Genomic DNA, 26,245 nt, shown 5'->3' with positions numbered 1-26,245 from the left:
CGTGATCCAAAGGGAATAGGGTAACTCTAAGTTTGTACTGTGCTTTAACCATACGACTCGCATCTCATGAAAAACACTGCTACTCTGTTGTCTGCTGCCCTATTAAGCGGCGGCCAGGCACTGGCACAGGGCCCTTGTCCATCGTTGCCAGCCAACTACATCAGCCAATTTACGTCGGTGATGCCTTCTACGCAGCCCCAGGATCTGCGCATCCCCGCTACGCACACTTTTCAACTGCTGGTACAAGGTGGCGCTCCTTATTCGACGGCCGCTGACGGCGCGGTAAAGGAGTCTTTCGACTTCACGGGCTACGTACCGGTGGGCACGAGCAGCACCAACGGCTACCTGTCCATCAACCACGAGGGCTCTTCGGCCGCTACCTCGGGCGTGAGCATGCTGGCTCTGAACTTCAACGCCGGTACCAAGCTGTGGAACGTGACGGCCAAAGACCCAGTGAATTTCGGAGCCGTGGTAGGTACGTACAACAACTGCTCGGGCGGCGTGACCCCCTGGCGCACGGTAGTGACCTGTGAGGAGAACACGCCCACCGCGCCTACCGACAGCAACGGCGACGGTTACCTCGACTTCGGCTGGAACGTCGAAATAGACCCGGCCACTCACACGGTGAAAGACCAGAACGGTGACGGTACTCCCGACAAGCTCTGGCGCATGGGCCGCATCAAGCACGAAAACGTGGTGGTAGCCGCCGACCAGCGCACCGTATACGAAGGCGCCGACGAAGGTGCTAATAGCTTCGTATACAAATACGTGGCTACCACGGCCGGGCAGCTCGCCAATGGTACCCTGTACGTGCTGAAGATGGACGGCGCCCTGGGCACGGCCACCACTGGTACCTGGTTGCCAGTGCCCAATAGCACGCCCGCCGAGTGCAATACCACCACGGCCACAGCGCTGGCGCTGGGCGCCACCAACTTCAACGGCGTTGAAGATGTTGAAATTAGTCCCCTTACTGGCCAGATTTACTTTACTGCCAAAGGTCCCGGCACTACCTACCGCTTCACCGACTCCGGCACTACCGGCACCACCATTAGCGGATTTGAAATTTTCGTGGGCAACACGCCTGCCTACACCCCCGGCACGGGCGTGTTGCGCACCTACCCCATCAACTACGGCACTGGCACCATCAACGAAGACTGGGGCACCGGCAACGACAACCTCACCTTCGACTCGCAGGGCAACCTTTACGTGCTGCAAGATGGGGGCCGCAACCACGTGTGGATGGTGAAGCCCTGCCACACCCAAACCGTCCCAGCCGTCGAAATCTTCGCCGTAACGCCCGCTGGCTGCGAGCCCACAGGGATGACCTTCTCGCCCGACGAGCAGTTCCTGTTCATCTCCATGCAGAACCCCAGCTCCACTAACGCTTTGGCTACGACTGATGCCGCTGGCCAGGCCGTAGTATTCAACAAGTCTTCGGCAATTGTTATCGGTCGCAAAGGCACGCTGGGCACCTCTGTGGCCACGTCCAATAGCAAAGCTGAGCTAGCCCGTGCCGACGTGTATCCGAACCCGGTGGAAGGTGCTGAACTAACCATTGCGCTGACTCATAGCCGCAAGGAGGGTGCTACATTGCAAGTATTCAATGCCATCGGAGGCCGCGTGTCGCAGCAGTCGGTAGTATTGAACGCGGGCGTAAATAACCTCCAGGTGCCGGTTGGCAAGCTGCGCAGCGGCCACTACAACCTGGTTGTTAAAACGGCTACCACTACTACCACTCGTCCCTTCATCAAGCAATAGTGCGGCGAAGTCCACTCCTCTTTTTGATGCTACTAAGTGTTGCCCTGCAAGCTCTGCAGGGCAACACTTGTTTCGCGCAGGCTCGAATCTGCGCCACGCCGGCCGCTTTCACCCTGGCCGATGCGATGAGCCGGCCCACTTGCATTCGGGAGCTGAACTTGCGCGGGCAAGGCCTGGAGCAGCTGCCGCCGAGCGTGGCCCAACTGCCACGGCTGCGGCAGCTCTACGTGCACGAAAACCACTTGCGCCACTTGCCCGAGGAAGTAACCCGGCTCGATAGCCTGCGGGTGCTGTTCGCTAATAAGAATGGCCTGCTGGATTTACCACCAACCCTCGGCAACCTGCACCGGCTTCAGCAGCTGCAAGTCGACCAGAACCTGTTGGCGGAGTTGCCGCCCAGCATCGGCGGGGTCGACAGCCTGCGCTTTCTGCTGGTGGGCCACAACAATCTGGCTTCTCTACCCGAAGAGCTGGGCAAACTGGGTCAGCTCGAACACCTTGATGGCTCGTACAACCAGCTGCTCTACCTGCCGGCCTCGCTGGGCCAACTGCACGCCCTGCGCTACATGTACTTAAACGATAACAAGCTACAACGTGTGCCCGACGGGCTCGGCAAGCTGGCCCGCCTGCAGGAGCTGAACCTCTCCAACAACCAGCTGGAGGCCTTGCCCACCAGCCTGGGCGGCTGCCAAGAGCTGCGCGTACTTATCCTATCGGGCAACCAGTTGCGGGCTTTGCCCAAGAGTCTGGGCCAGCTGCGCAACTTGGAAATGCTGATTGCCAACGACAACCAGCTTACGGAGCTGCCCCGCACCCTGGGCCGACTCAAACACCTGAAAACCGTCATCGTGATGCGCAACGCCTTTACGCCCGAAGCTCGCCGCCGGGCCGAAGCTGCGCTGCCGGGCACCAAATTCTACTTTCAATAGCCATGCGCCTGCACCTCATTCGCTCCCGCTCCCTGCGCCGTTCGGGCCGCCTGCTGCTGCTGGCTTTGTCGGGAGTGCTGTTCTCGTTTGCCGTGCTGCTGCCCACGCCCGCCGAGCGGGTGAAGGACTACTACGGTGCCCATCTGCAGCGGCTGCACGCGGCTCTGGCGCAGTTCCAAACCAGCGCCTACCAAGCCGATACCACAGCCTTGCGGGCAAAGTTTGCCGCTTGTCGGGCAGAGTACAAGCGTCTGGAATTTGCCGTGGAATATTATTACCCGCACGTGGCCCAACGCCTCAACGGTGCCGCCTTGCCCGAAACCGAAGCCGGCGAACCGGGCGAAGTCATCCCGCCCACCGGCTTCCAGGTCCTGGAAGAGCACGTGTACACCGCCTCACCCACCCGCGCCACCCGGGAGCTGATGCATCAGGAGCTCGACAACCTGCTCTCGCAGGTGCGCGTGTTGGAGCAGCAAGTTCCAAATCTGACCTTTGCCGATGCCGAAGTGTTTGACGCCCTGCGTCTGAACCTGTATCGGCTGGCTGCCAAAGGCATTTCGGGATTCGACTCGCCGGCGGCCCACGCGGCACTGCCTGAGGCGGCCGTCACGCTACAGGCCAGCCGCGACGTACTGGCCCTATACGACGTGCCAGCCGTGCTCACGGCGCCCCTGCGGCGCGGGGCAGTAGCCCTCACTGCCCCCGGTCAGACCTTCAACAGCTTCGACCGGGCCGCTTTCCTGCGGCGCTACTTCAACCCCGCACTGGCTGCCCTGCGGCAGGCCCAGGCCGAGCGCGGCATTGCCCCGGTGACGGCCCGGCGCGCCGTGCGCGTGGGAGCGACCAGCTACTTTGATGCTGATGCATTTGATGCGGCGTTCTTCGCGCCGGCCGATGCTGCCGCACCTACGCCGGCCGTGCTGGCACTGGGAGCGGCTTTGTTTCAGGAGCCCCTGCTTTCGGGGCGGGCGGGGCGCTCCTGCGCCAGCTGCCATGTGCCCGGTCGCGCCTACACCGATGGCTTGCGCGTGAACAGCTCCCTGCTGACCAGCGCCGCTCTGGAACGCAATACGCCCACGCTGCTCAATGCCGCGCTGCAACCCGACCAGTTCTACGACGGGCGAGTACACTTCCTTGAAGACCAGGTGCACGCTGTGGTATCCAATAAGTCGGAGATGGGCGGGCAGCTGAGCCAGGCGCCAGCTCTGCTGCGCAAGCGGAGCACCTACGTCCGGCTGTTTGCCCAGGCTTTTGCCACGGAGCGCCAGCCCGTGACCGAGCGTAACATCCGCCGCTCGGTGGCGGCCTACGTCCGTTCCCTGGTGCGCCTCAACAGTCGCTTCGACCAGTTTTTACGCGGCGACTCTACCGTGCTCAGCGCCCAGGAAGTGCAGGGCTTCAACCTATTTATGGGCAAAGCGCAGTGCGGCACCTGCCACTACATGCCCCTGTTCAACGGCACCGTGCCGCCCCTCTACGACAAGACGGAGAGCGAGGTGCTGGGCGTGCCCGCCACCCCCGATACGCTGCATCCGGTGCTGGATGCCGACCAAGGCAAATACCTGCTCTACGGCATCGCCCACCAGCAATATGCCTTCAAAACGCCCACCGTGCGCAATACCGCTCTCACCGCACCATATATGCACAACGGCGTTTACCAGACCTTGGAGGAGGTGCTCGACTTCTATAATCGCGGCGGTGGCATCGGCCTGGGCCTGGCGGTGCCCACCCAAACCCTGGCCGAAGACCGACTGCATCTGAGTAAAGCCGAGCAGCAGTCCATCATCGCCTTCATCAAGTCGCTGAACGATGCCCCGGCCGCGGCGTATTAAGTGGTCAATTAATACGACGTAATCTGCTTAATTCGTGGCAACTATAAGAGCCTTTTCCCATGAAGCAAGTAGACTGGTTTAACCGGGATTTTCGTTTTAACTCCACTGCAAACATCTTTCCTGCTATCCTAGAGCGACTCTGGGAACTCCCATTCGCTTGGATGAGAAGATACGTCTGATTCCGTCGGAATTGTTAAGCATTCGGGTTAATAATTCCTGGACTATAAAAGAGAATATTGGCCACTTAACCGACCTGGAGCCATTGTGGCAAGGCCGATTAGAAGATATTCTAAAGGGACAAACAGAACTAAGGCCGACCGATTTACAAAACACAAGGACAACAGAGGCTAATCACAACTTAACACCTGTAAAAAAACTGCTTGCGGCATTCAGGCAGACAAGGGTGGAAACGTTGCAACTGCTGAGAGGGCTTAATGAGGAGCAAGTGTTTATGAGGGCGCTTCACCCAAGACTAAAGACACCCATGCGGACCATGGATTTGTTTTTATTTGTAGCCGAGCACGATGACCATCATTTACCTAAAATCACGGAGTTGATGTTTTGAACTGATAATAAAGGTGCTTACAAGCTGGAAAAGGCGTTGTTTCAAAATAAACATATCGTTAATCAATAGAAAAGTCATGGCAAATAGAAGTTTTGTGTACACTGCAAACAGTTACTCTCAAGGTCCTATAGAAGCTGTCGGACTCTCAGAATACAATTATGAAGTGCATCCTTTGTATTTGCTACTAGTAGCGTTCAACACTGAAATAATTTTTTCAAATGTTATCGAGGAAGAAGAGAAGACCGCTGTTATAGGAGACTTTGAAAAGGGAAAGAATTTAGTTTTTAATTTTTTAGAACTGATTTTGACGTATGATAAATCCTTTCATAGCGACTCGTTTGAAACTTTTGTGGCAGTAAGTAAAGAGGTGTTAGGTCAACGAAAACAGAAATATGTTACTTTAGAGAGTTTTGAAATAATACAGTCAAGCGAAGATAATTTCGTCGCAGGAATGGTTCAAGAATTGGAGGGGATAAAAAATCAAATTGAAGAAATGTATGCCAAGCACCTTAGAGGTGACCTTGTTGAAAAAGATATTTACGAAACATCCTTTTATAATGACTTTGAAGACGTATGTACCCAATACGGACAGATAGAAATCGAAGAAATTGATTGGTTTGACTTTTGGACAGATACGTTATATTATGACCTCAAAGCGTAAGTGATAGAATAAGAATAACGGCTGTCCTCGTCGTGCGTAACCCTGAGCGATGTGCATTTTACACCGACGCCTCGGCGACCATTGACGATGAGATGTTCTTCGGGCACACCATCGAAATTAATATTAGGATGGGGTAGGAGACGAAAGCGCATAGAACGGGTACTGCCGCGCGCTTAGCACGGCCGACTGACAAGCTACATTCGCCTGATAGAGCTCGGGCCGTTCAGTCGGCCTTGCTTACGCTTGCTGAGTGTTCTGCCAAGAACAATCAACTACCACCTGCCATTTCAGAAAAGCACAGCCGCGCCTCACTCAAATGAAACTTCTGGAAATCGTAAAATTGCTTGACGGCCAGCCCAATGCCACGCGGCAAGCGCTGATTATGGAACACCTCGACGTATTGGGCGTCCGCTACGTGGAGCAGAAGTATGCCACTGGCACCAATCTATTCGTTGATTTGGGGCGGGCAGAAAGCAAAATTGGGGTGGGCACCCATTTCGACCGCGTGCCCATTTCAGCTGGCGCCAACGACAATGGCTCGGCCATTGCCGTCGGCCTTGATATTATTCGGAAGCACCAAGAGGCTAACAGCACTGCCGGCGTGCGGGTCTTCTTCTTTGATGAAGAGGAAACGGGCCTGAAAGGCTCGCTAGCCTACGTCGCGCAATATGGTATTCGGAATCTGACGGGACTGCTAAATATGGAGCTGGTTGGCATGGGCGATAAGTTTGCCCTGTGGCCGGTAGATGCCTCGCACAGTGGGCAGTTGCTCCAGGCGTTTGAGGCAGTTGCCAGGCATCAGCAGGTGAACTGTAGCAGGTTTGACCAGATAGTGACTAATACTGCCGACCATTTGCCTTTTCGCCAAGCCGGACTGCGCGACGCCTTTACCATAACATGCATTACGGACCAGGATATTGCCACTGCGCATTACTATTTCCAGGCAATCGAGCAGCAAGCTAATACCGCAGAATTGATGGAGATATTGGCGCAAGCTCCCCTTTTCAAGCATTACCATCAGCCCACGGATACCTACGAAAAGCTGAATGAAGCCGCGCTGACAATGACATCAGCTGCCATTTGGGAAACCATCCGGGCCACCCAGTAAAACTACCGCTACCAGTTAAGATGATAACAATTGGTAAACAGAGAATTGAAAAGTTGGGGCCTTTAGTTACTTAATACGCCGTACGCATTCGTACTAATGCACATTTGCTTATTTCTTTGAATAAAGAAGCCCCGTCAGATGCATCTGACGGGGCTTCTATTTCGTGAAAAAACACTACACCTCGGCCAGCATTTCCCACCGGTCAGTCAGCTGGGCCAATTCCTTCTTCACCTGCTCGAATTTTATCGTCGCGTCTTTCAACTGCGCCGCATTTTCGTAGATTTTCGGGTCGGCCAGCTGCTTTTCGTAGCCCGCTAATTCCTTTTCCAGCGTGTCGATTTTCGCTTCAACTTCAGCTAGCTCCTTGAGGGCTTTCTTTTGGTCGGGCGACGACGTTTTGGCTGGAGAAGCGTCGGCTGTTTTCTCTTCTTTGGGCTGGGGCTTGGGGGCCGAAGGGCTGGGTAGGCCAGCTTTCTTAGCGGCTTTTTCGCGGTCTTCCTGCCACTGCTCGTACTCCACGTAGGTGCCGGGGTACTCTTTCAGCTGGTAGTCTTCGATGTACCAGATTTTGGTGGCTACGTTTTCCACGAAGTAGCGGTCGTGGCTGATGACGATGAAGGTGCCTTCGTACTGCTCCAGGGCTTGGATGAGGATGTTGACCGACACCATATCCAAGTGGTTGGTCGGTTCGTCGAGCAGCAGGAAATTGGCTTCCGAAATCAGGGTTTTGGCCAGGGCCACGCGGCTTTTCTCGCCCCCGCTCAGCACCTTGATTTTCTTAAATACCTCTTCGCCCGTGAACAGGAAGGAGCCCAGCACCGAGCGCAGTTCCATGTCGTTGCGCTTCGAGCCGGCCTCACTCATCTCCTGCAAAATCTCGTTGTCGAGCGTGAGGCTTTCCAGTTGGTGCTGGGCGTAGAACGACATAATCACGTTGTGGCCCAGCTGGTGCTTGCCGGCCGTAGGGGCCTCGGTGCCGGCCACGAGGCGCATGAGCGTCGATTTACCCTTGCCGTTGGCGCCGATGAGGGCAATTTTGTCGCCTCGCTCGATGTGCACGTTCGTGTCGCGGAAGATGAGCTTCTGGTCGTACTTCTTGGTCACGTGCTCCATGCGGAGGATGTGGCGGCCGGGCTCGACTTTGAAGGTGAACTTCATGTTGATTTTGGCCGCGTCCTGCGCGACGTCTTCGATGCGCTCCAGCTTGTCGAGGGCCTTCACACGGCTTTGAGCCTGCTTGGCTTTGCTGGCTTTGGCCTTGAAGCGCTCAATGAAACGCTCGGCCTGCCGAATCTGGGCCTGCTGGTTTTCAAAAGCGCCTTTCTGGATGGCGTTGCGCTCCTCTTTTTCTTCGAGGTAGTAGGAGTAGTTGCCGGCGTAGGGCACCAGCTTGCCGCCGAGTACCTCGACGGTGGTGTTGGTAGTGCGGTCGAGGAAGGCGCGGTCGTGACTCACGATGATGACGGCGCCCTCGTAGTCGGCCAGGTAGTTCTCAATCCACTTGATAGACGGCAGGTCCAGGTGGTTGGTCGGTTCGTCGAGCAGCAGGAGGGAGGGCTGCTGGAGCAGGATTTTAGCCAGCATCACGCGCATTCGCCAGCCCCCCGAGAAGGACTTGAGCGGCTTGGTCAGGTCCTCGGTCGAGAAGCCCAAGCCTTCCAGAATTTCCTCGGCGCGGGCCTGCATGGTGTAGCCGCCCAGCGCCTCAAACCGCTCCTGCATGGTGGCCAGCTTGTCGACCAAATCATCCGAGTAGTCGGTTTCGAACTGGACAAGGATGTCGTCAATTTTCTTTTGAAGCTCCAACGCTTCCTCGAAGGCCTGCATGGCCACGTGCAGGATGCTTTCGTGGGTGTCGTAGCTTAGCAAATCCTGGTTCAGGAAGCCGAGGCTGACTTCTTTGCTCATTGAAATTGAGCCGCCGTCGGCCTTGTATTCGCCCACCAGCAGGCGCAGCAAGGTGGATTTGCCGGTGCCATTTAAGCCAATCAGGCCGATTTTGTCCTTGGGCTTGATGTGCAGGCTGGCACCGTCGTAAAGCGTGCGGGAGCCGAAGTGAAAGTCGAGGTCGGAAATGGAAATCATCTGGTCGGAGGTATTGGAGGGCAAAGGTACGGCGCCCGGCTGAGCTCATCGTTCAAAAGTGCGCCAGAACCAGGTTTATAAGCCCAATGTCTGTTGACCTGCACAAACAATGTCTGTACATGGGTAGTTGTAAAACCTCATTTACCCATTCTTCATTCCCAATTTAATGTCCGTATTTCAATCACCTTTCCGCCTCATGGCCTCTGCCCGGCGCATGGCCCCCGTCGCCCTGCTGGGCCTGGCGTTGCTCTCATCCTGCTCCGATGACGACGACGAACCAGAAGTGTCTTCTCCAAGCTTGCCCACTACCATAACCTTCACGCAGGCCGGCCTCTACCCCGAAGGCGTGCAGTATGATGCTAAAAACAGCCGCTTCCTGGTAACTTCCGTCACCACCGGCCGCCTGGGTCAGGTGAAAGACGATGGTACCTACAGCACCGCCTTCCCCGACGACCCTAAGCTGGTTTCGGCCATCGGCACTTTCCTCGATGAGCCCCGTGGTCGCGTGCTGGTCGCCATTGCCGACCCGGGCACCAACCAGGAGCGCACAACCACCGCCACCCAAGGCAAGCTGGCCCGGTTGGCCATTTTTAATCAGAATGCCCCAAGTGCCGCACCCACGATAGTGGAGTTGGGCAGCCTACGCCCTGACCTCGGCCACTTCGCCAACGACGTAACCGTGGACGCGCAAGGCAACGCTTACGTCACCGACAGCTTCTCGAACCTCATCTATAAAGTAGACCCTCAGAATAACGCCACCGTCTTCTTCGAGGACGCGGCGCGCCTGGGTCCCCAGGCCCCCGGCACTTTTGGCTTCAACGGCATCGTGTTCCATCCGGACGGATACCTCTTGGTGGTCAAGTCCGACGAAGGCGCCATCTATAAAGTGCCGCTCAACAATCCCGCGGGCTACGCGAAGGTCACCACCCCACAAGGGTTGTCTTTGGTGGGGGCCGATGGCCTGCTGCTGCAAGACAATACCACCCTGCAAGTAGTGACCAATGACCAGGCCAAGGTGCTCCGCCTGGCAACTACCGACGGCTTTGCGTCGGCCACGCTGTCGGGTACCTTCGCTACGCAGCCCCAGTTTCCCACCACCCTCGCCCGCCGCGACGGCGCTAGCTACGTGCTCTACGCCAACCTCGACGCGCTATTCGCTGGCCGCACCCCAGCCGTTAGCCAGTACAGCATCAACCGCGTGGTTTTCCCGTAACCGTCACCCGTTTAACGCAAAAAGGCCCTTTCTTGATAGAGAGGGCCTTTTTTGTAATAAAAGCTGTCTGGAAACAGCAAACCCTGCCGGGCGTTCCGGCGCAGCAAGACAGAATGCCCGGCAGAACGGCTTTTACAGCCAAAAATGGACCGAGGCTCCACCCCCTTAAAGAAGGTGTAGACATTTTCGACAAAAATCAGAATAAGTCTACAACCTTGTAGACTTATTCTGATTTTTGTCGAAAATGTCTACTTCATTCCATCTTGCTACGACCCGTCACTTTACTGTTGCTGATATCTTCATTGGAGATGGGCGCTGCTGTTTCTTCGGCCGGCGCCAGCAGGAGCTAGCGCCTGGCATCCGGCAACGGGCCTTCGTCTTTGGTTTCGCTGAGCTTTTGGGCCAGCTTTTGGGGTATGCCCACGTTGTTAAACAAGCCGCTCACGATGCCCTGCCGCCAAAGGGTGAACACCGAAAAGCGCGGCTCGCGGGTAGAAGTCATCTCGCCGGCGACGAGCTCGCCGCTTTTGCGCGGGTTCTCGTCGCGGATGACAATTACATTGGCCGCCTTCGACTTGAGGCGGCTGAACAGGGTCTTCTGCACGGCTTCTTCCTTGTAGCTGAGCAGGGTCATTTGCAGCCCTGAGTACTCGGTCCACATCGTGCCCGTCACCCGTTTGCGGTCGGCTTGCAACTCGAAGCGCAGCCGCCGCACGTCGCCGCTCTTAAACTTTACGAGGCGGGTGGGCTCGGTCATGGAGTTGATGATGGTCAAGGAGCTGGGGCCGAAGGCGCCCCACACCCGGTGCCGTCCCTGCGGGTCGAGCAGGTACATCGACAGCTGAGCATCGAGCTGGCAGCGATTTTGGAGGTAGGTGGTGGCCCGGCCGGTGAGGGGCGTGGCGGGCGTTTGGCGCTTGGGGTCGTTGCTCAGGTTGAAAAAGCTGCCGTTGAAGCGGTTGATGTTCATGGTGCCCGGGATGGGTGTGAGCGGGCTGCGGTACCAGGAATACAAGTTGCCATTTCTGATGTCGAAGCGGCGCACGTCGATAATTGCCCGGAGACTTATCATGGTCTCGGGCGTGATTTTGGACAAGTTGGGGTTGATGGGCCCGCGGCCGTCTGACGCAATGCGCAGCACCGGGTTCAGGGCCATAAGTCGCGCCATGCGAAAACCGGTGCCCCGGAACAGGGCGGCATAATCGAGGCCGCTGGCGGCCAGTGAAGTCATGCTCAGATTGATGGCCGGGGCCTGGTACCTTTTATGCAAATTCATGCCCATGGCCGAGTACTTTGCCTTCAGCGTAATGTCTTCGAGCACAAAGCTGTGGGCCTCCGTATCGAGGCGCATGCGCTGGCCTGCCGCGCGGTAGTAAGGCGGGTCGAAAGGCGCCGTGACGAGGCCGGAGCTGGCCTGCCAGGCCCGGGCATAGGCAAGGCGGCGGGGTTCCAGCGCAGCCAGCGAGTCGATGCGGATACCCTGGGCGGTCAGGTTAAGGTCCTGCATTTCGGGCGAGTGGCGCAGGCCGCCCACCTGCAACCCGGCGTGCTGCACGCGAAATTGAGCCAGGTCGAAGCGGCGCAGAAACTTCGCTAGCAGCTTCCAAACCGGGGGCGGCGGCTGGGTCGGTGGCTTGAAGTTGAGCCTGGGCCCCGCCACCACCAGGGATTTTGCCCGGAAATGGCGCTGGTGCTGCAATGCCGCCGCATCGAGCCCGGTGAGCACCAGGCCAGGCATGATGAGGTCGACCCGCACGGCCCCAGCTTTGCCCTGCCCCGGCCCCGGCGGACGGATACGTACCGAACGCAAAGCCACTCTTCCCGCTCGGGTAGACAGGTGCATGCTGCCCAATGTGAGGGCATGAGCCGCCACCGTCGCCTGGCTCTGGCCCAGCGCTACCTCCCAAGCGTTGGCGAAGAAAACGCGGCGCGTATCAGTCACGCTTCCCGAAGCGAAATGGATGGCCGTGGCGGCTACATCTATGCTGCGTATCACCGGCGCTTCGGCCGTGCCCGCCACGCGCAGGTAGCCGTTGTGCATGGCAAAATGCGCGAGGTCGAGCCGCCGTAAGTATGCTGTTGCTGGGCTCGGTTTGTTCGGTGAAGCGCGAGCGGACAGCGTGAGTGTCAGTCGGGGGCGTTGAATCAGCAGCGAATCGGCCCGAAACTGGTGGCGCTGCAAAGCGGCGGCATTTAGCCCACTGAGGCGCAAGCGCTGAAGGGCCAGGTCGACCCGCACCTGCTGGGGTTGGCGGGGGCCGGCTGGGAGAATGCGAACGGAGTCAAGCTGAAGCTGCTGGTCTTCAGTCGACAACCGCACGCTGCCCAGGGCCACTTGGTGGCCGGCGGCTTGGGCATGACCGCGGAGTAGCCGCAGGCTCCAGGCCGCGGCGTAGCTCAGGCGCTGGGAATCAGCGGCCCCGGCGGGGCTGATGAGCAATTCGTGAGCGGCTAGGTCGGCCCGCTGGAATCGGGCGTTGCTCGGCGTATTGGGCAGGTAGTTGGCCTGGGTGTGCAGTAGGCCGAAATAGCCCACGTTCAAGCCCTTAATGTTCAGTGGCAATTGCTCGTGCACGGGCTTTTCGGTGCCTTTGGTGGGCCGTTTGGCCAGCGCTAACACTTCAATCCGGGCCGAATCCAGCACTACGCTGTCGATGCGGACGAGGCCCTTGCGCCAGAGCGCCAGCAGGCCGACACCCGTCACGTGCAGCTGGGCCACATCAAGGCGGATTCGGGGCAGCGTATCGGCTACTACGGCAGCGGGGCACAGCCGCACCTGGCTTAGCCGGATGGCGCGTTGCAATACGCTGGTATGCAACATACCCACTTGCAGGCGGTACTGTCCGTGCGTTTTTTCGGAGACTTGCTTTTCCCAGGTCCGGCGCAGCCAGGGGTCGAGAAAGTGCGGCGCCACTAGTGCTAACACCATCAACAGCCCAGCCAGACCCAGCAGCCAGCGGCCCCAATGCCAGCGCCGCCGACCGGGCGTTCCGATCGGGGCCGTGGGGAGGTTGGAAGAAGAGGTAACAGGCTTTTCGGGCATGTGAGCAGGGATAAGGTAGCGTAACGGCAAAGAGCCCGCTCAGGGTTATACTTCAACTGGGTAAGTAGATGGAAGAGTTGTATTTGCCGACCAGCAGGGCAAATGCAAGGTTCGGCCGAATGAAAGTCGTTCACTGCCTCGCATTGGTCTATCCCTTACTTTTGGGCCATGCTCCCGTCTGCTACTTCCGACCCTATTGGCGCGGCCCTGCTGGTCGCGTTCCGCCAAAACTTTCAGGCCTATAAAGCGCTGGCCGACCGTGCCCTGGCTCAACTCACTGACGCCGAATGGCTGCACGTACCGGCTCCGGGCAGCAACAGTGCCGCCGTCATCGTGCAGCACCTGGTGGGCAATCTGCACTCCCGCTTCACCGATTTTCTAACTTCCGACGGTGAAAAACCGAATCGCCAGCGCGATAAAGAATTCGAGGAGCCCGGTTCCAGTAGCGCCATCCCAGTGCTCAGGCAGAGCTGGGAAGCGGCCTGGCCCATCCTTTTCACGCTGCTCGATGCCTTGCAGCCGGAGGATTTGCTGCGTACCGTCACTATCCGGAGCGAGGCGCACACGGTGCTTGCGGCCCTGCAGCGGCAGGTGGCGCATTATGCGTACCATGCCGGGCAATTGGTGCAGCTCGCCAAAATCATTCGGGCGGAAGAGTTTCAGTCGCTGAGCATTCCGCGCGGGCAGAGCGAGCAGTTCAATAAAAAAATGACGGAGTCACGTTGAGAATGGAAAATTTCGAAAGTCTTCCCCTCGTTCGAAAGGCTCAGGCAGTTAGTCATCAAGAAATCGAACAAGAACGTATCAGCTCCATGCTCGCCATTACCTCTTTGCTCAGCCCCCCTCATGTGCTGCATATCAATGCCATCATCAAAAAGCTGGAAGAAAAATTCGGACTCGATGACGTGCAAGCCACCCTTGACCCGCACCTGACCTACCAGCTTGCCGGGGTAAGAAAATTGAGCGCCTTGAAGAAGGTATTGGCAGAAGTAGCTGATACCACCGAGCCATTTCCGGCTTTTACCACGGGCCTGGGCGTGTTTCCGGGGGAGCGTCCGGTTATCTACATCCCCGTGCTCCGCTCCAATGCCCTCAATGCCCTTCACCAGCGCATCCTAACCGCGACGGCGCCCCTGTGCCTGGCCACCGATAAGTTCAGCAGCCCCGATTGCTGGCTGCCGCACATCTCCCTGGCCTTGCATGATACCACCCCCGACCTACTCGGCCCCGTACTCCGCCACCTGAATGAGGAAACCTACAACCTGGAAATAACCATCAACAACCTCGCCATTTTACGGCAGGAAGGCGAGCTGTTCGTTCGGGAAGAGGTGTTCCGCATGAAGGAGAAGGTGATGGGGTGAGGTTAAGAGGTGAAAGCAGGGAAAGTAAGAACGGCAACTCCCCTCCTCAGACGAGGAGGGGACGTTCGCGCTTTAGCGCGGACAGGGGTGGTTGAACTCATTGAACAATACCCGAACGAGTCAGGCACTTTCTATTCCGTGCCGTTCAATGCTCAAAGCCGCTCCAAAACTCGGACGCGAGCCGTTCAACGCCCACAACCACCCCCGTTGCCGCTGACGCGGCAACATCCCCTCCTTGGTAAGGAGGGGAGTGGTCGTTCTCTTGCCATCTTCGCTCACACCGTTGGCGGAATCTGCGTGCCCTGGTCCAGCGACTGCCACAAGTACTTGCAGGCCAGGGTGCGGTAAGGCCGCCAGTTCTCGGCAATAACGAGCATGCGCTTTTGCAATGCCCGGCCCGTTTCTTCCAGGCCATAGAGCTTACGCATGGCATTCTGCACGCCCAGGTCGCCTTCCGAAAATACGTCGGGCTGGTCGAGGGCAAACATTTGCAGCATTTGGGCGGTCCAGCGGCCCACGCCCCGAATGGCGGTCAGGTGCAGGGTAAAGGCTTCTTCCGACAAGCCGGTGAGGTGCTCGTAGTCGAGCAAGCCCCGCTCGTTGTACTCGGCAATGGCTTTGAGGTAGCCTACTTTCTGACGTGAGAGGCCCGCGGCCCGCATGGTGTCCTCGTCCATGGCCAGCACTTCGCGCGGCTCAGGGTAGCCCTCGGGCGGAAACAGCCCCTGAAACCGCTTCCAGATGGCCGCTGCTGCTTTTGTCGAGATCTGCTGGCTCACAATGGCGCGCAGCAGCGCCAGATACAAGTCTTCGTGAGGCCGTGGGTGGATTTCGCGGCCGTTGGCAATGACGCTACCCAAAATCGGGTCGACGGAGGAAAGGTGTTGAATGGCAGCCTGATTAATCATTGAGCGGGCTTAATGCGCGAAAAGCGTGGTTTTGCAAACAAGTCTTCTTCGTAAGTCGGAACCTGAATCATGTCGAGAACTTCGCCGGTGGGCGAGAGGCGGACGCCCGTCAGGCTGCATTCTTGGTAGGCACCCGTATCGATATAAAGCGTGTTGGTTTCGACGTCGAAGTACGGTTGGTCGTCGGTGGGGGTGTGGCCTACCACTTGCAATTTATCAAGCTTTTTGAGCGGCCCGCGTCGCCACAGCAAGCCGTCGGGATGCTTAGGGTCGAGAGCGTGGGGCGAGTCGGCCAGGCCGGCGTGGCTAACGACCACATCCTCATTCTCCCACAGCAGTGGGCGCTGGGCGAGCCAAGTCAGGTGCCGCGCCAGCAGCTTGGGGTGAGCCTCATATTGTTCGGTGGTGCTGCGGCCGCCCCAGCCCAGCCAGTCGGGGTTGGGCCCATCCGGCCCGTAGTGGAGCAACATTTCGGCTTCGTGATTACCCTTCAGAAAAGTAGTGGTGTCGGGGTGTTTCTGGCTGAGCTTACGGGCCAGCTCCACGGTCTCGGGCACGTAGCGGCCCCGGTCTACCAAGTCACCCACCTGAATGAGGTAATCGGTGGCCGGCTGCCAATGCGTCAACAACTCCCTGAAGGTGTGGAGGCAGCCGTGTACATCGCCGATAATGAAAAGATTCATGCGTTGAGAAACATTAACAGGGAGTTTTTGGGTCCGCTGCCCAACAATTCAGCTTCCTTGCTTCGGCTCGGATAAGGTCCGTACCGTGTCTTCAGTCAAGGTTTCAGCTCTGTCCGGCCGCTTGCCTACGCCCAGCCAGCGCACCAGTGGTCCAATGGTAAGGCCCTGACCGATAATCGAAAATACCACGATGACATAGGTAATACCCACCAGCAGCTCGCGGGGCATCGACGCCGGCAAGCTCAGCGCCAGGGCCACCGACAGCCCCCCGCGCAGTCCGCCCCAGGTCAGCACCGTCACGCCGTGGTCGGAGGGCCGAAAAGTGGGGCTGAGGCGTAGAAGTACCAGCGGTACCGACACGGCCACCAAGCGCGCCCCCAATACTACTGCAATGGCCGCCATACCCGCCAGCACCGTGCGCCCCGGAATGTGGAGCACCAGCACTTCCAGCCCCATCAGTACAAACAGCAGGGCATTCAAAACCTCGTCCACAAGCTCCCAGAACTTGTCCACATAGTCTTGTGACTCATCCGACATCACCCCGCCGCTGCGGCTGAAATGGCCCACCAGCAGCCCCGCCATCACCATGGCTAGTGGGCCCGAGGTGTGCAGGCGTGTGGCCAGGGCCGTGCCGCCAGCCACCACAGCCAGAGTCAGCAGCACTTCCACCTGGTAATTATCGATGGTGCGCAGCAGCCAGGCCGCGCCCAGCCCCAAGGCCGTACCCAAGGCCAGCCCACCCAGGGTTTCGCGGGCAAAAACGCTCAGGGCGTGCGTCAGGGTGAAGTCCTGCGGGCCCATCAGGGCCACTTCCAGCGTCACTATAAATAGCACTACTCCCACGCCATCATTGAAGAGCGACTCACCCACAATCTTCGTTTCCAGCGATTTGGGGATGTTGGCTTTGGTAAGAATGCTGAGCACCGCGATGGGGTCGGTGGGCGAAATGAGGGCCCCAAACAGCAGGCAGTAGATAAATGGGGTGGGCAACCCAAACAGCGGCAGCAGCCCATACATGGCCCCCGCTACCAGCACCGTGCTCACCGGTGTGCCCACCAGCGCCAGCACCCCCACTGGCCAGCGCAGTCGGCCCAGCCGCCGTGCATCTACATGAATGGCCCCAGCAAAGAGCAGGAACCCCAGCATGACCTGCATTACAATAGTGCTGAAATCAAGCTTATTAACCAGTGCCACCAGCTCCAGTACTGCCTTTACGTTGAGTTGCGCCAGCCCAATGAGCAGCAGCGACGCCGCTAGTCCCAACACCATCAGGCCGATGGCCGGTGGCATTCGGAGAAAGCGGCTATTGATGTAGGCAAACGCGGCGGCCGTTACCAGCAGCAGCGCCAGGGCATTGTAAATGTCCATGTATTGATAGAGTAGATGAGTAATTGGGAGATGGTCACTGTGAGTACGTCATTAATGCGCACAGGGAAGCAGTGATAGTTTCTCTCATTTCCTCATTCCGCTATTGAGCAGAGCGCCTCTTCCACGCGAGCCAGCATTTCATCGTCCACGTCGAGGTGGGTCACGAACCGAATCCACTGCGGCCCGAAGCTGCTGGCCCGGATGCCCTGCTGCTCCAGCTTGGCCAGGAAATCAACGGCAGGCTGGTTGTCGTGCAGCCGGAAGATGACTAGGTTAGTTTCCGGGGCCAGCACCTCAGCCACGTAGGGTTGCTGATGCAGCACCTCCGCCAGCCGTGCGGCCCGCCGATGGTCATCGACCAGGCGCTCGATATTGTTTTCCAACGCGTAGAGGCCCGCCGCGGCAATGTAGCCCGCCTGGCGCATGCCGCCGCCCATCACCTTCCGGATGCGCTTGGTTTTCCTGATAAAGTCGGCCGAGCCCAGGAGGAGGGAGCCCACCGGGGCACCCAAGCCTTTGGAAAGGCACACCGAAATCGAATCAAACAGCTGCCCGTAGTCTTCGCTGCGCTGCCCGGTAGCTATCAGAGCATTGAAAATCCGGGCTCCGTCGAGGTGCCGAGCCAGGCCGTACTGCTTTGCCGCATCGCTGATGGCTACCATCTCATCCCAGGCGTAGCAACTGCCGCCCCCGCGGTTGTGCGTGTTCTCCAGGCACACGAGGCGGGTGGTGGGGTAATGGAGATTTTCGGGCCGGATGGCCGCCTCCACCTGAGCCGCTGTGAGGCGGCCCCGGTTGCCGGGCAGCAGCGCCACCGACGCGTTGGAGTGGAACGCGATGCCGCCCACCTCCCACAAGTACACGTGGGAGTTTTGCTCACAAATTACTTCGCTCAGAGGCTCGGTGTGGGCTTTGATAGCAATTTGATTGGTCATGGTGCCCGATGGGCAGAATAGGCCGGCTTCGAGGCCAAAGCGGGCGGCGGCCACTTCTTCAAGGCGGCGCACGGTGGGGTCTTCGTCGTACACATCATCGCCGACCACCGCCGCCGACATAGCTGCCAGCATGGCGGGCGCCGGCCGGGTCACGGTATCCGAGCGTAAGTCAACAATCGGTGAAGAGGAACGTTCAGTAGACATAGCGATGATAGCGAAGGGCAAGGGACGAATGTAAATGAAAAAAGTATGGCTTCAGGAGGCCCGCAGCAGGCACCACCTTCCTGATGGCAGCAAAAGTAGCGCCCGAAATGCCCCCTTTGTTTGCCGCCCGAATGTGCAGTAATTCAGCAAAATGCCTCATGGGCTTGCACTTTCGAAATGAAAGCCTTACTTTTGCCCTCCGTTTCGTAAGCCCTAGACTTTAACCATTCCGGCACCATGTCCGTTACCCGCCTCAAGCGCAAACACCGCAAGAATATTGCCCGCGCCAACAATAAGCAGCACATCATCAAGGAGTTGCTCCGTACGCCCGTTCTGAAAAACGTGGATTTGGAAGAGCTGAAGTCGCGCTTCACCACCACCGGTGGCGTGGCCGGCGCCGTAGCCGCCGTGAAAAACACCGCCACTGCTGCCGTTGAAAAAGCCAAGGAAGTAGTGGGCGATGTTGCTGAAAAAGTAAAAGAAGCCGCTACCAGCACTGACGAGAAGGCCGACAACGCCGCCGCTTTCGACGACGCTGAAGCTGTAACCAAGCCCGTAAACGAAGACGGCCAGGGAGGCGAGCACCCCAAGCCCGAAATCGCGCTGTAGTTTGTAAAAGCTGTTTGTCGTTGCGAGCGTAGCATATTCTTCGCTCCAAGCAAGCAGCCTTGAAATGTGACAAGCCCCGTTCCCTGTGATGCAGGTGGCGGGGCTTGTTGGTTTTGGGCGAACTGTAAAAAAATAGTGGTGTGGTCGGAGGAACCTGACCCCCAGCCCATCTTCCAAGGATAAAGGAGCCTGACCACTCGGATAAGGGGTTTCTACAACCGCGCTAGAAACCGTCATGCAGGGTGAGCGTACCGACGCCTCGCGCTTTTACCAGCATATGCCTCTAATTCGCCCGCTTGCCTAGTTCCACTGCCTGCAACTCGACCACCTTGCCGGCTTCAATCCCAAACCGCAGCAGCGTGCGGACCTGGTGAAAGCCATGTCGCCCCGCCGCTCCTGGGTTCAGGTGTAGCAGCCCTAGCTTTTTATCCGGCATCACCCGCAGAATATGCGAATGGCCGGTGATGAACAGTCCCGGCCGCGTTTCGGCCAGCAGGGGGCGGACGGCGGGCGCGTAGTGGCCAGGGTAGCCACCAATGTGCGTCATGAGCACCCGGAGACCTTCCAGTTCGAAATTTTGCACCAACGGCTGAGTCTGGCGGACGTTCGTGCCATCGATATTGCCGTACACGCCCCGAAAGCGCGGCGCTAACCCCTGCAATTCGTCCACCACGCGGGCATCGCCGAAGTCCCCGGCATGCCATATCTCGTCGCAATCGAGCAAATGATGTGCGATTCGCTCGTCGAGGTAACTGTGAGTGTCGGAAAGCAGGCCAATGCGCGTCATGCCGCAAAGATGCAGCGGACCGGCAAATCGGAACGGCCCCGTATCTTGCAGCCGCTGTCTGAGGCTTCCTTGTTATTTTCTTTCTGATGTCGGGCTCATTCATTGCCCGTCACTGTCTTCTCAATTTGCATCTTGCGATGAACATTTTCATCAACGACATACCGCTGGTTATCAAAAAGCTAAGCGAAAAAGTGTACAAGCATAAATTCGACCTGATTCTCAATCCTGATGACGATTTTACATCGAAGGACCTGGTAGGCGACGTGCTTGTGCGCGATGCCAGCCCGCTGTTTGTTGACCGCCTACTGCGCCTGATGGAGGTGAAGAAGCTCAAAAAGCTGAAGTCGCTCACCATGCTGGTTAAAAAGAAAAAGCATGTTATTCTGCATTTCAAAGACCAGTTTAAAATCGCCAAAGCGGGCGGCGGGCTGGTTGTGAAAGGCGACCAGGTGTTAATGATTTACCGTTTGGGAAAATGGGATTTACCAAAGGGTAAACTTAAGAGTGACGAGAACCCCGCCGCTGGTGCCGTGCGCGAAGTGGAGGAGGAAACCAACATTAAGCTGGAGCTTGGCGAGAAGCTGCCCAGTACCTGGCACAGCTACGCCTACAAGGGCAATAAAATGCTGAAGAAGACCAATTGGTATCTTATGAAGTGCTTGGATGACAGCTTTATGAAGCCACAAACTGAGGAATACATCGAGGAGGTTCGGTGGATGTCTCCCCAAGAGGCCTTGGCCAAGTTAGAGAATTCGTACGCGTCTATTGCGCTGGTGGTGCGGCACTATCTTACTAATATGACGGGTAAGTCTGCTAAGGAAGCATCAACCACTGGAAAATAGGGTTATATTGCGGTCAATGAGACCGGATATAGCAACGTTGTTCGCCGTAGGCGTGATGGCAGTGGTAGCCTGCTCGGGTACTCACGAGCCCGTTCATGACCGGGTTGTGCCCGCACCGGTTGCTGCGGCTCGTACTTATCGTTCCACCGGGCTCGATGTTTCCAGCCTGCTCAATCTTTCAATTGATGAAGTTGAGCAGCAAGTAGGGCCCCGCCTACCGCTGCCTGCTGGGTTTGCGGACCCGGTGTTGCTACGCAATGAACAGTTGGATTCGATGGTGCTGTTTCGGTGCCGCGGAGTGGCCATGGTGGCCTCCTACGACTACGGCACGCGGCAGGTGATTGACTTGCTCATTCTGGGCAGCAACGAAAACGAGCTCATGCACCGTGCCCAATTGCAGCTTGGTGCCGAGAGCTACCTTGTGCTGCCCGTCTTCCAGCAGCGTCATCCTACCCAACTGTTGGGTTTACGGGTACTGCCGATAGCACTAAATTTTTAATAAATAATTGTTTACTGTGCCAGTGGCGGCATAGGGAAGGGCACAAAGGCATCGACGTTGCCGCCGAAGCGGTGAATGTCCCGGATGATGGTACTGCTCACATTTCCCAACGTGGGTGAGGTCAATAGGAACACAGTTTCTAAATCCGGATTTACGTGCTGGTTGCCGAAGGCAATAGGTTTTTCATACTCAAAGTCGATGCTGTTGCGCAGGCCGCGTAGCAGGAAGGTGGCACCTACCTCGCGCGCAAACTCCGCCGTAAGCCCTTTGAACGTTTGTACGGATACCTTGGGCTCGTCCCGAAATAAGTCGGTGATGAGTTCGAACATTTGCTCGATGGGCAAGTAGCGCTGCTTGCTGCTATTGGTGCCGATGGCCACGATTACCTGGTCGAATAAACCTACACCGCGCCGAACTACGTCGAGATGCCCATTGGTGAAGGGGTCGAAAGAACCGGGAAAAAGGGCGATGCGAGACATGGGCAAGGTTAAAGGATAAATGTTGAGTTCGGTTGGGGGCAAGAAAGAACGACTGTTGCTGTTGTCCTGGAATTAGTGGCACCACGACCAGAAAAGTTGCGGCGCTACGGCAGAGTTGACCACTGCCGTTCTTTTTTGTCCGCTGTCCACAAACCCGTTGAGCCTTTAAGTCTCAGCAAAAGTGAAGACTGAATAAGTCGAAGTACCGGTATTCAAACACGTCATTAAGCCGATAGCTGTACTGCACGTTGCCGGGGCGACTGCCGAAGCGCACGTTGCGTACGTAGGTGCGCAACAGACTGAAAACTGCCGAATCCGGCGTTAAATCGCCCCAGACGGTGACTTCATCCTGGTCGGGGTCGAGGGCCAATTCCTGCATGACAAGGATGGTGTAGTAGACGACGTCCTCGGCCGTGGTGCATGAGAAAACGTTGCAGTACTCCAAGTGCTGGCCCAGCACCACTAGCGTTAGCTCTTGCTGGCCGGCATTGAGGTAGAGGTGGCGTGGCGCTGCGGCCCCGCGCTGGTGTACCAGTCCGGCCAGTAGCGCGCTCGTGTGGTGCAGCAGGCGGCCAGCTGTGCCGTGGGTAGCAGTCAGCCAATTGGCCAAGGCAGTATCGGCTGCAAACACATTGACCAGCTCCAGGCCAGGGTGCGTGGTGTGGCGCACGATTTCAGTGGGGGCGGGAGTGTGGTGTAGCTGCAGCGCAGCTGCTTCATCGCCGGGCCGAAACAGGGGAGCCGGCAGTAGCGTAAATGCCCGTCCCGTGACGGCTAGCCGCACCGCATTCCAGCCACGCTGGCCCAGAAAATCGTGTTGGGCGGCCAGAGCGGGCAAGCCGCCGGTGGTGAGTGCGTACTCCTCCAGGGCCACGAACTTCCGGCGCTCTACGTCAGCAGCGGCCAGGTACAGGTGAGAGGGGCCAACCAGCAGATACAAGTTGTAAGCTGCAAGATTGGCGAGGTCAAACGTCTCGTCGCGCAAGCGCAACAGAGCCGACGGCGCACTTGTGGAAACGGAAGCAGCAGTACCAGGCACGAATCAAAGCTAAAAAGGCCAAATGGCCGGGGCTAAAGATAAGGTGACGCTTTGCTTAATGAAGAATTTCGCCCCAGTAGCTAATCTCCTTCCTCCTCAGTAAGCATAGCGTCTCACACAAATCGGGTTTGGGGTACAAATACGTCGTCTGAGCTGAGAACCAGGCGTAGCAAGGGGTGGACCTGCGCAGTGGGCAACTGAAGCAGCTGCCTGGGGGTAAGCCAAGCCAACTCAGTCAAAAGCTGTTGGTCGGGACCATGCTCGGGGTCGTGGCCGAGTTGGGGGTGGGCAGCTTCGTCGGCTAGAACTTCGAAGAACAACTCCAGCGCCTGGAGGTTTCCGCTGCTGAATTCGTGGAGATGCAGAAACCGGCCTACTTGCACCGCTAAGCCGGTTTCTTCACAAAACTCTCGTACCAACGCAGCCCGGATGCTTTCGCCAAACTGCCACCCGCCACCTGGGGGCGACCAGAACGGCGCTCCATCGGGCAACAGGCCGCGATGAGCGGCCAGCAACATGGCCCCATCGCGCAGCAAGAGCCCGCCGATTCGCACCCGCACCTTGCCGGAATAGGCGTCAAGCAAGGTGTCAGGCGACATATTTAGTGAATCCATGGCGTGTCTGAAAGTAACCGTAGCGCGACCGTGCGGTAGGAGCGCGGCATTGTACGGCTAATGCCGAGGTAAAGCCGTCATTTCGCCTCGAAATCTGAAAAACTCCTGTCCTGCTATCCGGCTGCGTTGCATAGTCAGGGCATTAACTATAGCTCATCTGACCGATAGTTAATGATCAAAACGGCTTTTTAGCGGCTCGCCAGCTGCGGTTAGATTTTAGTAATCATTTCGAGCTAGCTCAGCTCAAATTGTAGCTTTAGCAAATTGGCGTAGAGACCGTTGTCATTATCCGCTAACTCTTCGTGCGAGCCTTGTTCCACGATGCGGCCGCCGTCGATAACCAGGATTTTATCGACTTTGCGGATGGTGCTCAGGCGGTGGGCGATGATGATGGAGGTGCGGTCTTTCATCAGCTCGTCCATGGCGCCTTGCACCAGCTTTTCGCTCTCGCTGTCGAGCGACGACGTGGCTTCATCCAGGATGAGGATGGCGGGATTTTTCAGGATGGCGCGGGCAATGGCCACGCGCTGCCGCTGGCCGCCCGAGAGCTTAATGCCGCGCTCACCTACCACTGTGTCGAGGCCTTCGGGGAAGGAGGCGATGAACTGCCAGGCATTGGCCTTGCGAGCGGCGGCCGTGATTTCAGCGTCGGTGGCGTCGGTTTTGCCATAGGCGATGTTCTCGCGGATGCTGCCGCCGAAGAGCAGCGTTTCCTGCGGCACGATGCCGACGTGGCGCCGTAGCTCGGTGAGGTCGTAGCTGGCAATGGGTCGGCCGTCGATGAGAATCTGACCGCCGCTTAGCTCGTAAAACTGCATCAGCAGGCTCACGATGGTGCTTTTGCCCGCACCGCTGGGGCCGACGAGGGCAATTTTCTCGCCCGAGGCAATATCGAACGAAATGTCTTGCAGCACCGGCAAATCAGGCCGGGTAGGGTAGCGGAACACCACGTTGCGGTACTCGATGTTGCCCTGGATTTCAAGCGCTGGCTGGCTGGCTGGCAATGCCAGATGGGAAGGCTCGCTGGTTTCGTCCAGAATTTCGAGGATGCGCTCGGAGGCACCGAGCGTGCTCTGCACCTTGCCGTACATCTCGCCCAAGCCGCCCACGGAGGCACCCACGAATGTGGTGTAGATAATGAAGGATACCAACTGGCCAATTTCCAGATGGTCGGGGTCGGTGACGGGCGTGTGCACCAGGGTGGCCCCGCGCCACAGCACTAGGATGATGCCGCCGAACAGGCCGATAATGACGAATGACACGAACGCGCCGCGGTATAAGTTACTTTTCAGCGCCGCCCGTACGGCTTTATTCAGTGAGAAATTGTAGCGCCCAATCTCAAACAGCTCATTGGTAAATGCCTTGACGGTGTTGATAGCCTGTAGCGTTTCCTCAACGATGACGTTGGTTTTGGCCAGTTCTTCCTGCGTGACTTTCGACTGCTTGCGGATTTTCTTGCCGAATAAGAAAGCTGCCAACACCAGCACCGGAAACGTGGCCAACATGAACAGCGACAATTTTACTGACGTCACCATAATCAGAATGGTGCTGACAATCAGCGTCACGACCTGCCGGAATAGCTCGGCTAGGGTGAGTGAGAAGGTGTCCTGAATCATGCTCACATCTGAGGTGATGCGCGAGGTGATGGCGCCAACGCGGTTCTTCTCGAAGAAAGGAATGGGTAAGCTCACGAACTTAGCGTAGAGGGCCTGACGGATGTCGCGCACCGTAAACTCACTCACCTGCGTGAAAAACCAGATGCGGCCGAACGAGAAAAAGCCCTGAAACAAGATGACACCAAATAGGAGCAGCGCAATGCGGGTGATGGTTAGCTCCAAGCCCCCGGGCAGGCTGAAGACCTTGCCGTTGGCAGCATCGACCAGCTTGCCGGCCACCCACGGAAAGGCCATGAAAGTGGCGCTGCTGAGCGTGAGCAGCACCATGCCCATGATAAATTTGGCGCGGTAGGGCAATACGTAGCGGAATATCCGCAGGCCGCGCTGAAAGGCTTCTTTCGTAAGTTTGGGTTTGGGGGCGTCGGCCGTGAGGTCGGCGCCGCTGGTATTCATTCCGCTACGGGCCATAGGTTGAATAGTATCTTCTAATTATAACGCGGCAGGGACAACCGCCAGGCATGAGGCATTGATGAAGCCGGCCGAATCTGCCACGAGACGGCCAGGGCAGCCGGTGGAGCTGCCAGCCTGTTAAGAAACTTGAATGTATCCTAACGCTTCTTTTTCGGCTGCGGGCGGTCTTGCTCAACTTTCATGTTGCCCGCGGCACCAAAGGGAACCGGTAATTGAATAAGAACGGGCAGGGGCCGGCCGCGCCGCATGGCCGGCTGCCACCCCTTGAGCAGAGGCACTACCCGCAGCGCTTCGGCATCGCACTCGGGCGAGAGCGACTTGGCTACCACAGGGTTACTAACCGACCCATCTGCATTCACCGTGGCCGTAACGAGCACGGAACCACTGACCTGATTGACGCGCGCGGCGTCAGGATATTTTATGTTTTCGAGAAAAAACAGCCCTAGCGCCTGTTCGCCACCGGGGTACACCGGGGCCCGGTCGGGGCGGTTGGCGGCGGAGTGGGCCTGCACCTGCATTTGGTCGGCGCGCAGCACGATGGGCTGTTGGGCGGCCGGAGCGGACTGCTGGGCCAGGGCTACCGAAGAGGCGGCTATCAGCAGCAAAAACGAAAAGATAGTCTTGTTCATACGAAGT

24 protein-coding genes are annotated in these 26,245 nt (G+C 57.7%); 12 read left to right on the top strand and 12 right to left on the bottom strand.

Annotated features, from left to right (window positions below; all coding sequences use genetic code 11):
* Positions 1-66: 66 nt before the first annotated feature.
* The 6 genes from WX88_RS04455 to WX88_RS04430 all read left to right on the top strand — a co-directional run bounded on the left by WX88_RS04455 (position 67) and on the right by WX88_RS04430 (position 6,853).
* Entirely contained in the window at positions 67-1,758 is a 1,692-nt protein-coding gene (locus tag WX88_RS04455) for an alkaline phosphatase PhoX (RefSeq protein WP_052732322.1), read from the top strand.
* A 26-nt stretch (positions 1,759-1,784) separates the two neighbouring features.
* Positions 1,785-2,687 carry a leucine-rich repeat domain-containing protein gene (locus tag WX88_RS04450; RefSeq protein ID WP_052732321.1) on the top strand — a complete coding sequence of 301 codons (903 nt, stop codon included), beginning with the start codon at positions 1,785-1,787 and terminating at the stop codon, positions 2,685-2,687.
* 2 nt (positions 2,688-2,689) lie between these two features.
* Positions 2,690-4,519, top strand: coding sequence for a cytochrome-c peroxidase (locus WX88_RS04445; RefSeq protein WP_052732320.1), 1,830 nt, complete (start codon positions 2,690-2,692; stop codon positions 4,517-4,519).
* A gap of 157 nt (positions 4,520-4,676) precedes the next feature.
* Entirely contained in the window at positions 4,677-5,084 is a 408-nt protein-coding gene (locus WX88_RS04440) for a DinB family protein (RefSeq protein WP_197076663.1), read from the top strand.
* A 76-nt stretch (positions 5,085-5,160) separates the two neighbouring features.
* Positions 5,161-5,745: a DUF7822 domain-containing protein gene (locus tag WX88_RS04435; RefSeq protein WP_156175937.1), complete on the top strand. Its 585-nt coding sequence runs from the start codon at positions 5,161-5,163 to the stop codon at positions 5,743-5,745.
* A 316-nt stretch (positions 5,746-6,061) separates the two neighbouring features.
* Positions 6,062-6,853 carry a M28 family metallopeptidase gene (locus tag WX88_RS04430; RefSeq protein ID WP_046242970.1) on the top strand — a complete coding sequence of 264 codons (792 nt, stop codon included), beginning with the start codon at positions 6,062-6,064 and terminating at the stop codon, positions 6,851-6,853.
* A 174-nt stretch (positions 6,854-7,027) separates the two neighbouring features.
* On the opposite strand, the gene WX88_RS04425 is transcribed toward WX88_RS04430, so the two are convergent.
* Positions 7,028-8,938: an ABC-F family ATP-binding cassette domain-containing protein gene (locus WX88_RS04425; protein WP_046242969.1), complete on the bottom strand. Its 1,911-nt coding sequence runs from the start codon at positions 8,936-8,938 to the stop codon at positions 7,028-7,030.
* Positions 8,939-9,104: 166 nt separating this feature from the next.
* Between WX88_RS04425 and WX88_RS04420 the strand changes: the two genes are divergently transcribed.
* A complete protein-coding gene (locus WX88_RS04420) occupies positions 9,105-10,151 on the top strand; it encodes an SMP-30/gluconolactonase/LRE family protein (protein ID WP_082115833.1) in 1,047 nt (348 codons plus the stop codon).
* 346 nt (positions 10,152-10,497) lie between these two features.
* Here the strand turns inward: WX88_RS04420 and WX88_RS04410 are convergent, their stop codons facing one another.
* Positions 10,498-13,194, bottom strand: a complete 2,697-nt coding sequence (locus WX88_RS04410) for an AsmA family protein (RefSeq protein ID WP_046242967.1) — start codon at positions 13,192-13,194, stop codon at positions 10,498-10,500.
* 168 nt (positions 13,195-13,362) lie between these two features.
* Here WX88_RS04410 and WX88_RS04405 point away from each other — a divergent pair, with 168 nt between their 5' ends.
* Together WX88_RS04405 and WX88_RS04400 are read left to right on the top strand one after the other, a co-directional pair.
* Positions 13,363-13,920: a DUF1572 family protein gene (locus tag WX88_RS04405; RefSeq protein ID WP_046242966.1), complete on the top strand. Its 558-nt coding sequence runs from the start codon at positions 13,363-13,365 to the stop codon at positions 13,918-13,920.
* A gap of 86 nt (positions 13,921-14,006) precedes the next feature.
* Positions 14,007-14,555: a 2'-5' RNA ligase family protein gene (locus WX88_RS04400; RefSeq protein WP_046242965.1), complete on the top strand. Its 549-nt coding sequence runs from the start codon at positions 14,007-14,009 to the stop codon at positions 14,553-14,555.
* A 275-nt stretch (positions 14,556-14,830) separates the two neighbouring features.
* Here WX88_RS04400 and WX88_RS04395 read toward each other — a convergent pair whose 3' ends face one another.
* The 4 genes from WX88_RS04395 to WX88_RS04380 all read right to left on the bottom strand — a co-directional run bounded on the left by WX88_RS04395 (position 14,831) and on the right by WX88_RS04380 (position 18,653).
* Positions 14,831-15,463: a DNA-3-methyladenine glycosylase family protein gene (locus tag WX88_RS04395; protein ID WP_046242964.1), complete on the bottom strand. Its 633-nt coding sequence runs from the start codon at positions 15,461-15,463 to the stop codon at positions 14,831-14,833.
* Positions 15,460-16,146, bottom strand: a complete 687-nt coding sequence (locus tag WX88_RS04390) for a metallophosphoesterase family protein (protein ID WP_046242963.1) — start codon at positions 16,144-16,146, stop codon at positions 15,460-15,462. Before WX88_RS04390 ends, WX88_RS04395 begins: the two co-directional genes overlap by 4 nt.
* A 48-nt stretch (positions 16,147-16,194) precedes the next feature.
* Entirely contained in the window at positions 16,195-17,514 is a 1,320-nt protein-coding gene (locus tag WX88_RS04385) for a cation:proton antiporter (RefSeq protein ID WP_046242962.1), read from the bottom strand.
* 92 nt (positions 17,515-17,606) lie between these two features.
* Complete coding sequence (locus WX88_RS04380) at positions 17,607-18,653, bottom strand: threonine aldolase family protein (protein WP_046243165.1); 1,047 nt, start codon at positions 18,651-18,653, stop codon at positions 17,607-17,609.
* Between the two features lie 237 nt (positions 18,654-18,890).
* Between WX88_RS04380 and WX88_RS04375 the strand changes: the two genes are divergently transcribed.
* Entirely contained in the window at positions 18,891-19,262 is a 372-nt protein-coding gene (locus WX88_RS04375) for a hypothetical protein (protein ID WP_046242961.1), read from the top strand.
* A gap of 283 nt (positions 19,263-19,545) precedes the next feature.
* On the opposite strand, the gene WX88_RS04370 is transcribed toward WX88_RS04375, so the two are convergent.
* A complete protein-coding gene (locus tag WX88_RS04370) occupies positions 19,546-20,049 on the bottom strand; it encodes a metallophosphoesterase family protein (RefSeq protein WP_046242960.1) in 504 nt (167 codons plus the stop codon).
* Between the two features lie 137 nt (positions 20,050-20,186).
* Here WX88_RS04370 and WX88_RS04365 point away from each other — a divergent pair, with 137 nt between their 5' ends.
* Together WX88_RS04365 and WX88_RS04360 are read left to right on the top strand one after the other, a co-directional pair.
* Complete coding sequence (locus tag WX88_RS04365) at positions 20,187-20,891, top strand: NUDIX hydrolase (RefSeq protein WP_046242959.1); 705 nt, start codon at positions 20,187-20,189, stop codon at positions 20,889-20,891.
* 16 nt (positions 20,892-20,907) lie between these two features.
* Complete coding sequence (locus tag WX88_RS04360) at positions 20,908-21,390, top strand: hypothetical protein (protein WP_156175936.1); 483 nt, start codon at positions 20,908-20,910, stop codon at positions 21,388-21,390.
* Positions 21,391-21,401: 11 nt separating this feature from the next.
* Here the strand turns inward: WX88_RS04360 and coaD are convergent, their stop codons facing one another.
* The 5 genes from coaD to WX88_RS04335 all read right to left on the bottom strand — a co-directional run bounded on the left by coaD (position 21,402) and on the right by WX88_RS04335 (position 26,238).
* The gene (gene coaD / locus WX88_RS04355) at positions 21,402-21,869 is read right to left on the bottom strand and encodes a pantetheine-phosphate adenylyltransferase (RefSeq protein WP_046242957.1); all 468 of its coding nucleotides are present in this window, start codon (positions 21,867-21,869) and stop codon (positions 21,402-21,404) included.
* A gap of 172 nt (positions 21,870-22,041) precedes the next feature.
* Entirely contained in the window at positions 22,042-22,908 is an 867-nt protein-coding gene (locus WX88_RS04350; RefSeq protein ID WP_082115831.1) for a DUF3822 family protein, read from the bottom strand.
* Positions 22,909-23,021: 113 nt separating this feature from the next.
* Positions 23,022-23,522, bottom strand: coding sequence for an NUDIX domain-containing protein (locus tag WX88_RS04345; protein ID WP_046242955.1), 501 nt, complete (start codon positions 23,520-23,522; stop codon positions 23,022-23,024).
* A 233-nt stretch (positions 23,523-23,755) separates the two neighbouring features.
* Positions 23,756-25,606: an ABC transporter ATP-binding protein gene (locus WX88_RS04340; RefSeq protein WP_046242954.1), complete on the bottom strand. Its 1,851-nt coding sequence runs from the start codon at positions 25,604-25,606 to the stop codon at positions 23,756-23,758.
* Positions 25,607-25,746: 140 nt separating this feature from the next.
* Positions 25,747-26,238 carry an energy transducer TonB gene (locus WX88_RS04335; protein WP_052732317.1) on the bottom strand — a complete coding sequence of 164 codons (492 nt, stop codon included), beginning with the start codon at positions 26,236-26,238 and terminating at the stop codon, positions 25,747-25,749.
* Positions 26,239-26,245 lie beyond the last annotated feature (7 nt).

This window comes from Hymenobacter terrenus (assembly GCF_000972495.1).
Classification (GTDB): Bacteria; Bacteroidota; Bacteroidia; order Cytophagales; family Hymenobacteraceae; genus Hymenobacter; species Hymenobacter terrenus.
This window is presented reverse-complemented; position numbering and strand designations above follow the sequence as displayed.

Excerpts from the sequence above, each read along its gene's own strand:
- WX88_RS04455 (WP_052732322.1), top strand. The coding sequence starts at position 67 with ATGAAAAACACTGCTACTCTGTTGTCTGCTGCCCTATTAAGCGGCGGC.
- WX88_RS04450 (WP_052732321.1), top strand. The coding sequence starts at position 1,785 with ATGCTACTAAGTGTTGCCCTGCAAGCTCTGCAGGGCAACACTTGTTTC.
- WX88_RS04445 (WP_052732320.1), top strand. The coding sequence starts at position 2,690 with ATGCGCCTGCACCTCATTCGCTCCCGCTCCCTGCGCCGTTCGGGCCGC.
- WX88_RS04435 (WP_156175937.1), top strand. The coding sequence starts at position 5,161 with ATGGCAAATAGAAGTTTTGTGTACACTGCAAACAGTTACTCTCAAGGT.
- WX88_RS04430 (WP_046242970.1), top strand. The coding sequence starts at position 6,062 with ATGAAACTTCTGGAAATCGTAAAATTGCTTGACGGCCAGCCCAATGCC.
- WX88_RS04425 (WP_046242969.1), bottom strand. The coding sequence starts at position 8,938 with ATGATTTCCATTTCCGACCTCGACTTTCACTTCGGCTCCCGCACGCTT.
- WX88_RS04420 (WP_082115833.1), top strand. The coding sequence starts at position 9,105 with ATGTCCGTATTTCAATCACCTTTCCGCCTCATGGCCTCTGCCCGGCGC.
- WX88_RS04410 (WP_046242967.1), bottom strand. The coding sequence starts at position 13,194 with ATGCCCGAAAAGCCTGTTACCTCTTCTTCCAACCTCCCCACGGCCCCG.
- WX88_RS04405 (WP_046242966.1), top strand. The coding sequence starts at position 13,363 with ATGCTCCCGTCTGCTACTTCCGACCCTATTGGCGCGGCCCTGCTGGTC.
- WX88_RS04400 (WP_046242965.1), top strand. The coding sequence starts at position 14,007 with ATGCTCGCCATTACCTCTTTGCTCAGCCCCCCTCATGTGCTGCATATC.
- WX88_RS04395 (WP_046242964.1), bottom strand. The coding sequence starts at position 15,463 with ATGATTAATCAGGCTGCCATTCAACACCTTTCCTCCGTCGACCCGATT.
- WX88_RS04390 (WP_046242963.1), bottom strand. The coding sequence starts at position 16,146 with ATGAATCTTTTCATTATCGGCGATGTACACGGCTGCCTCCACACCTTC.
- WX88_RS04385 (WP_046242962.1), bottom strand. The coding sequence starts at position 17,514 with ATGGACATTTACAATGCCCTGGCGCTGCTGCTGGTAACGGCCGCCGCG.
- WX88_RS04380 (WP_046243165.1), bottom strand. The coding sequence starts at position 18,653 with ATGTCTACTGAACGTTCCTCTTCACCGATTGTTGACTTACGCTCGGAT.
- WX88_RS04375 (WP_046242961.1), top strand. The coding sequence starts at position 18,891 with ATGTCCGTTACCCGCCTCAAGCGCAAACACCGCAAGAATATTGCCCGC.
- WX88_RS04370 (WP_046242960.1), bottom strand. The coding sequence starts at position 20,049 with ATGACGCGCATTGGCCTGCTTTCCGACACTCACAGTTACCTCGACGAG.
- WX88_RS04365 (WP_046242959.1), top strand. The coding sequence starts at position 20,187 with ATGAACATTTTCATCAACGACATACCGCTGGTTATCAAAAAGCTAAGC.
- WX88_RS04360 (WP_156175936.1), top strand. The coding sequence starts at position 20,908 with ATGAGACCGGATATAGCAACGTTGTTCGCCGTAGGCGTGATGGCAGTG.
- coaD (WP_046242957.1), bottom strand. The coding sequence starts at position 21,869 with ATGTCTCGCATCGCCCTTTTTCCCGGTTCTTTCGACCCCTTCACCAAT.
- WX88_RS04345 (WP_046242955.1), bottom strand. The coding sequence starts at position 23,522 with ATGGATTCACTAAATATGTCGCCTGACACCTTGCTTGACGCCTATTCC.
- WX88_RS04340 (WP_046242954.1), bottom strand. The coding sequence starts at position 25,606 with ATGGCCCGTAGCGGAATGAATACCAGCGGCGCCGACCTCACGGCCGAC.
- WX88_RS04335 (WP_052732317.1), bottom strand. The coding sequence starts at position 26,238 with ATGAACAAGACTATCTTTTCGTTTTTGCTGCTGATAGCCGCCTCTTCG.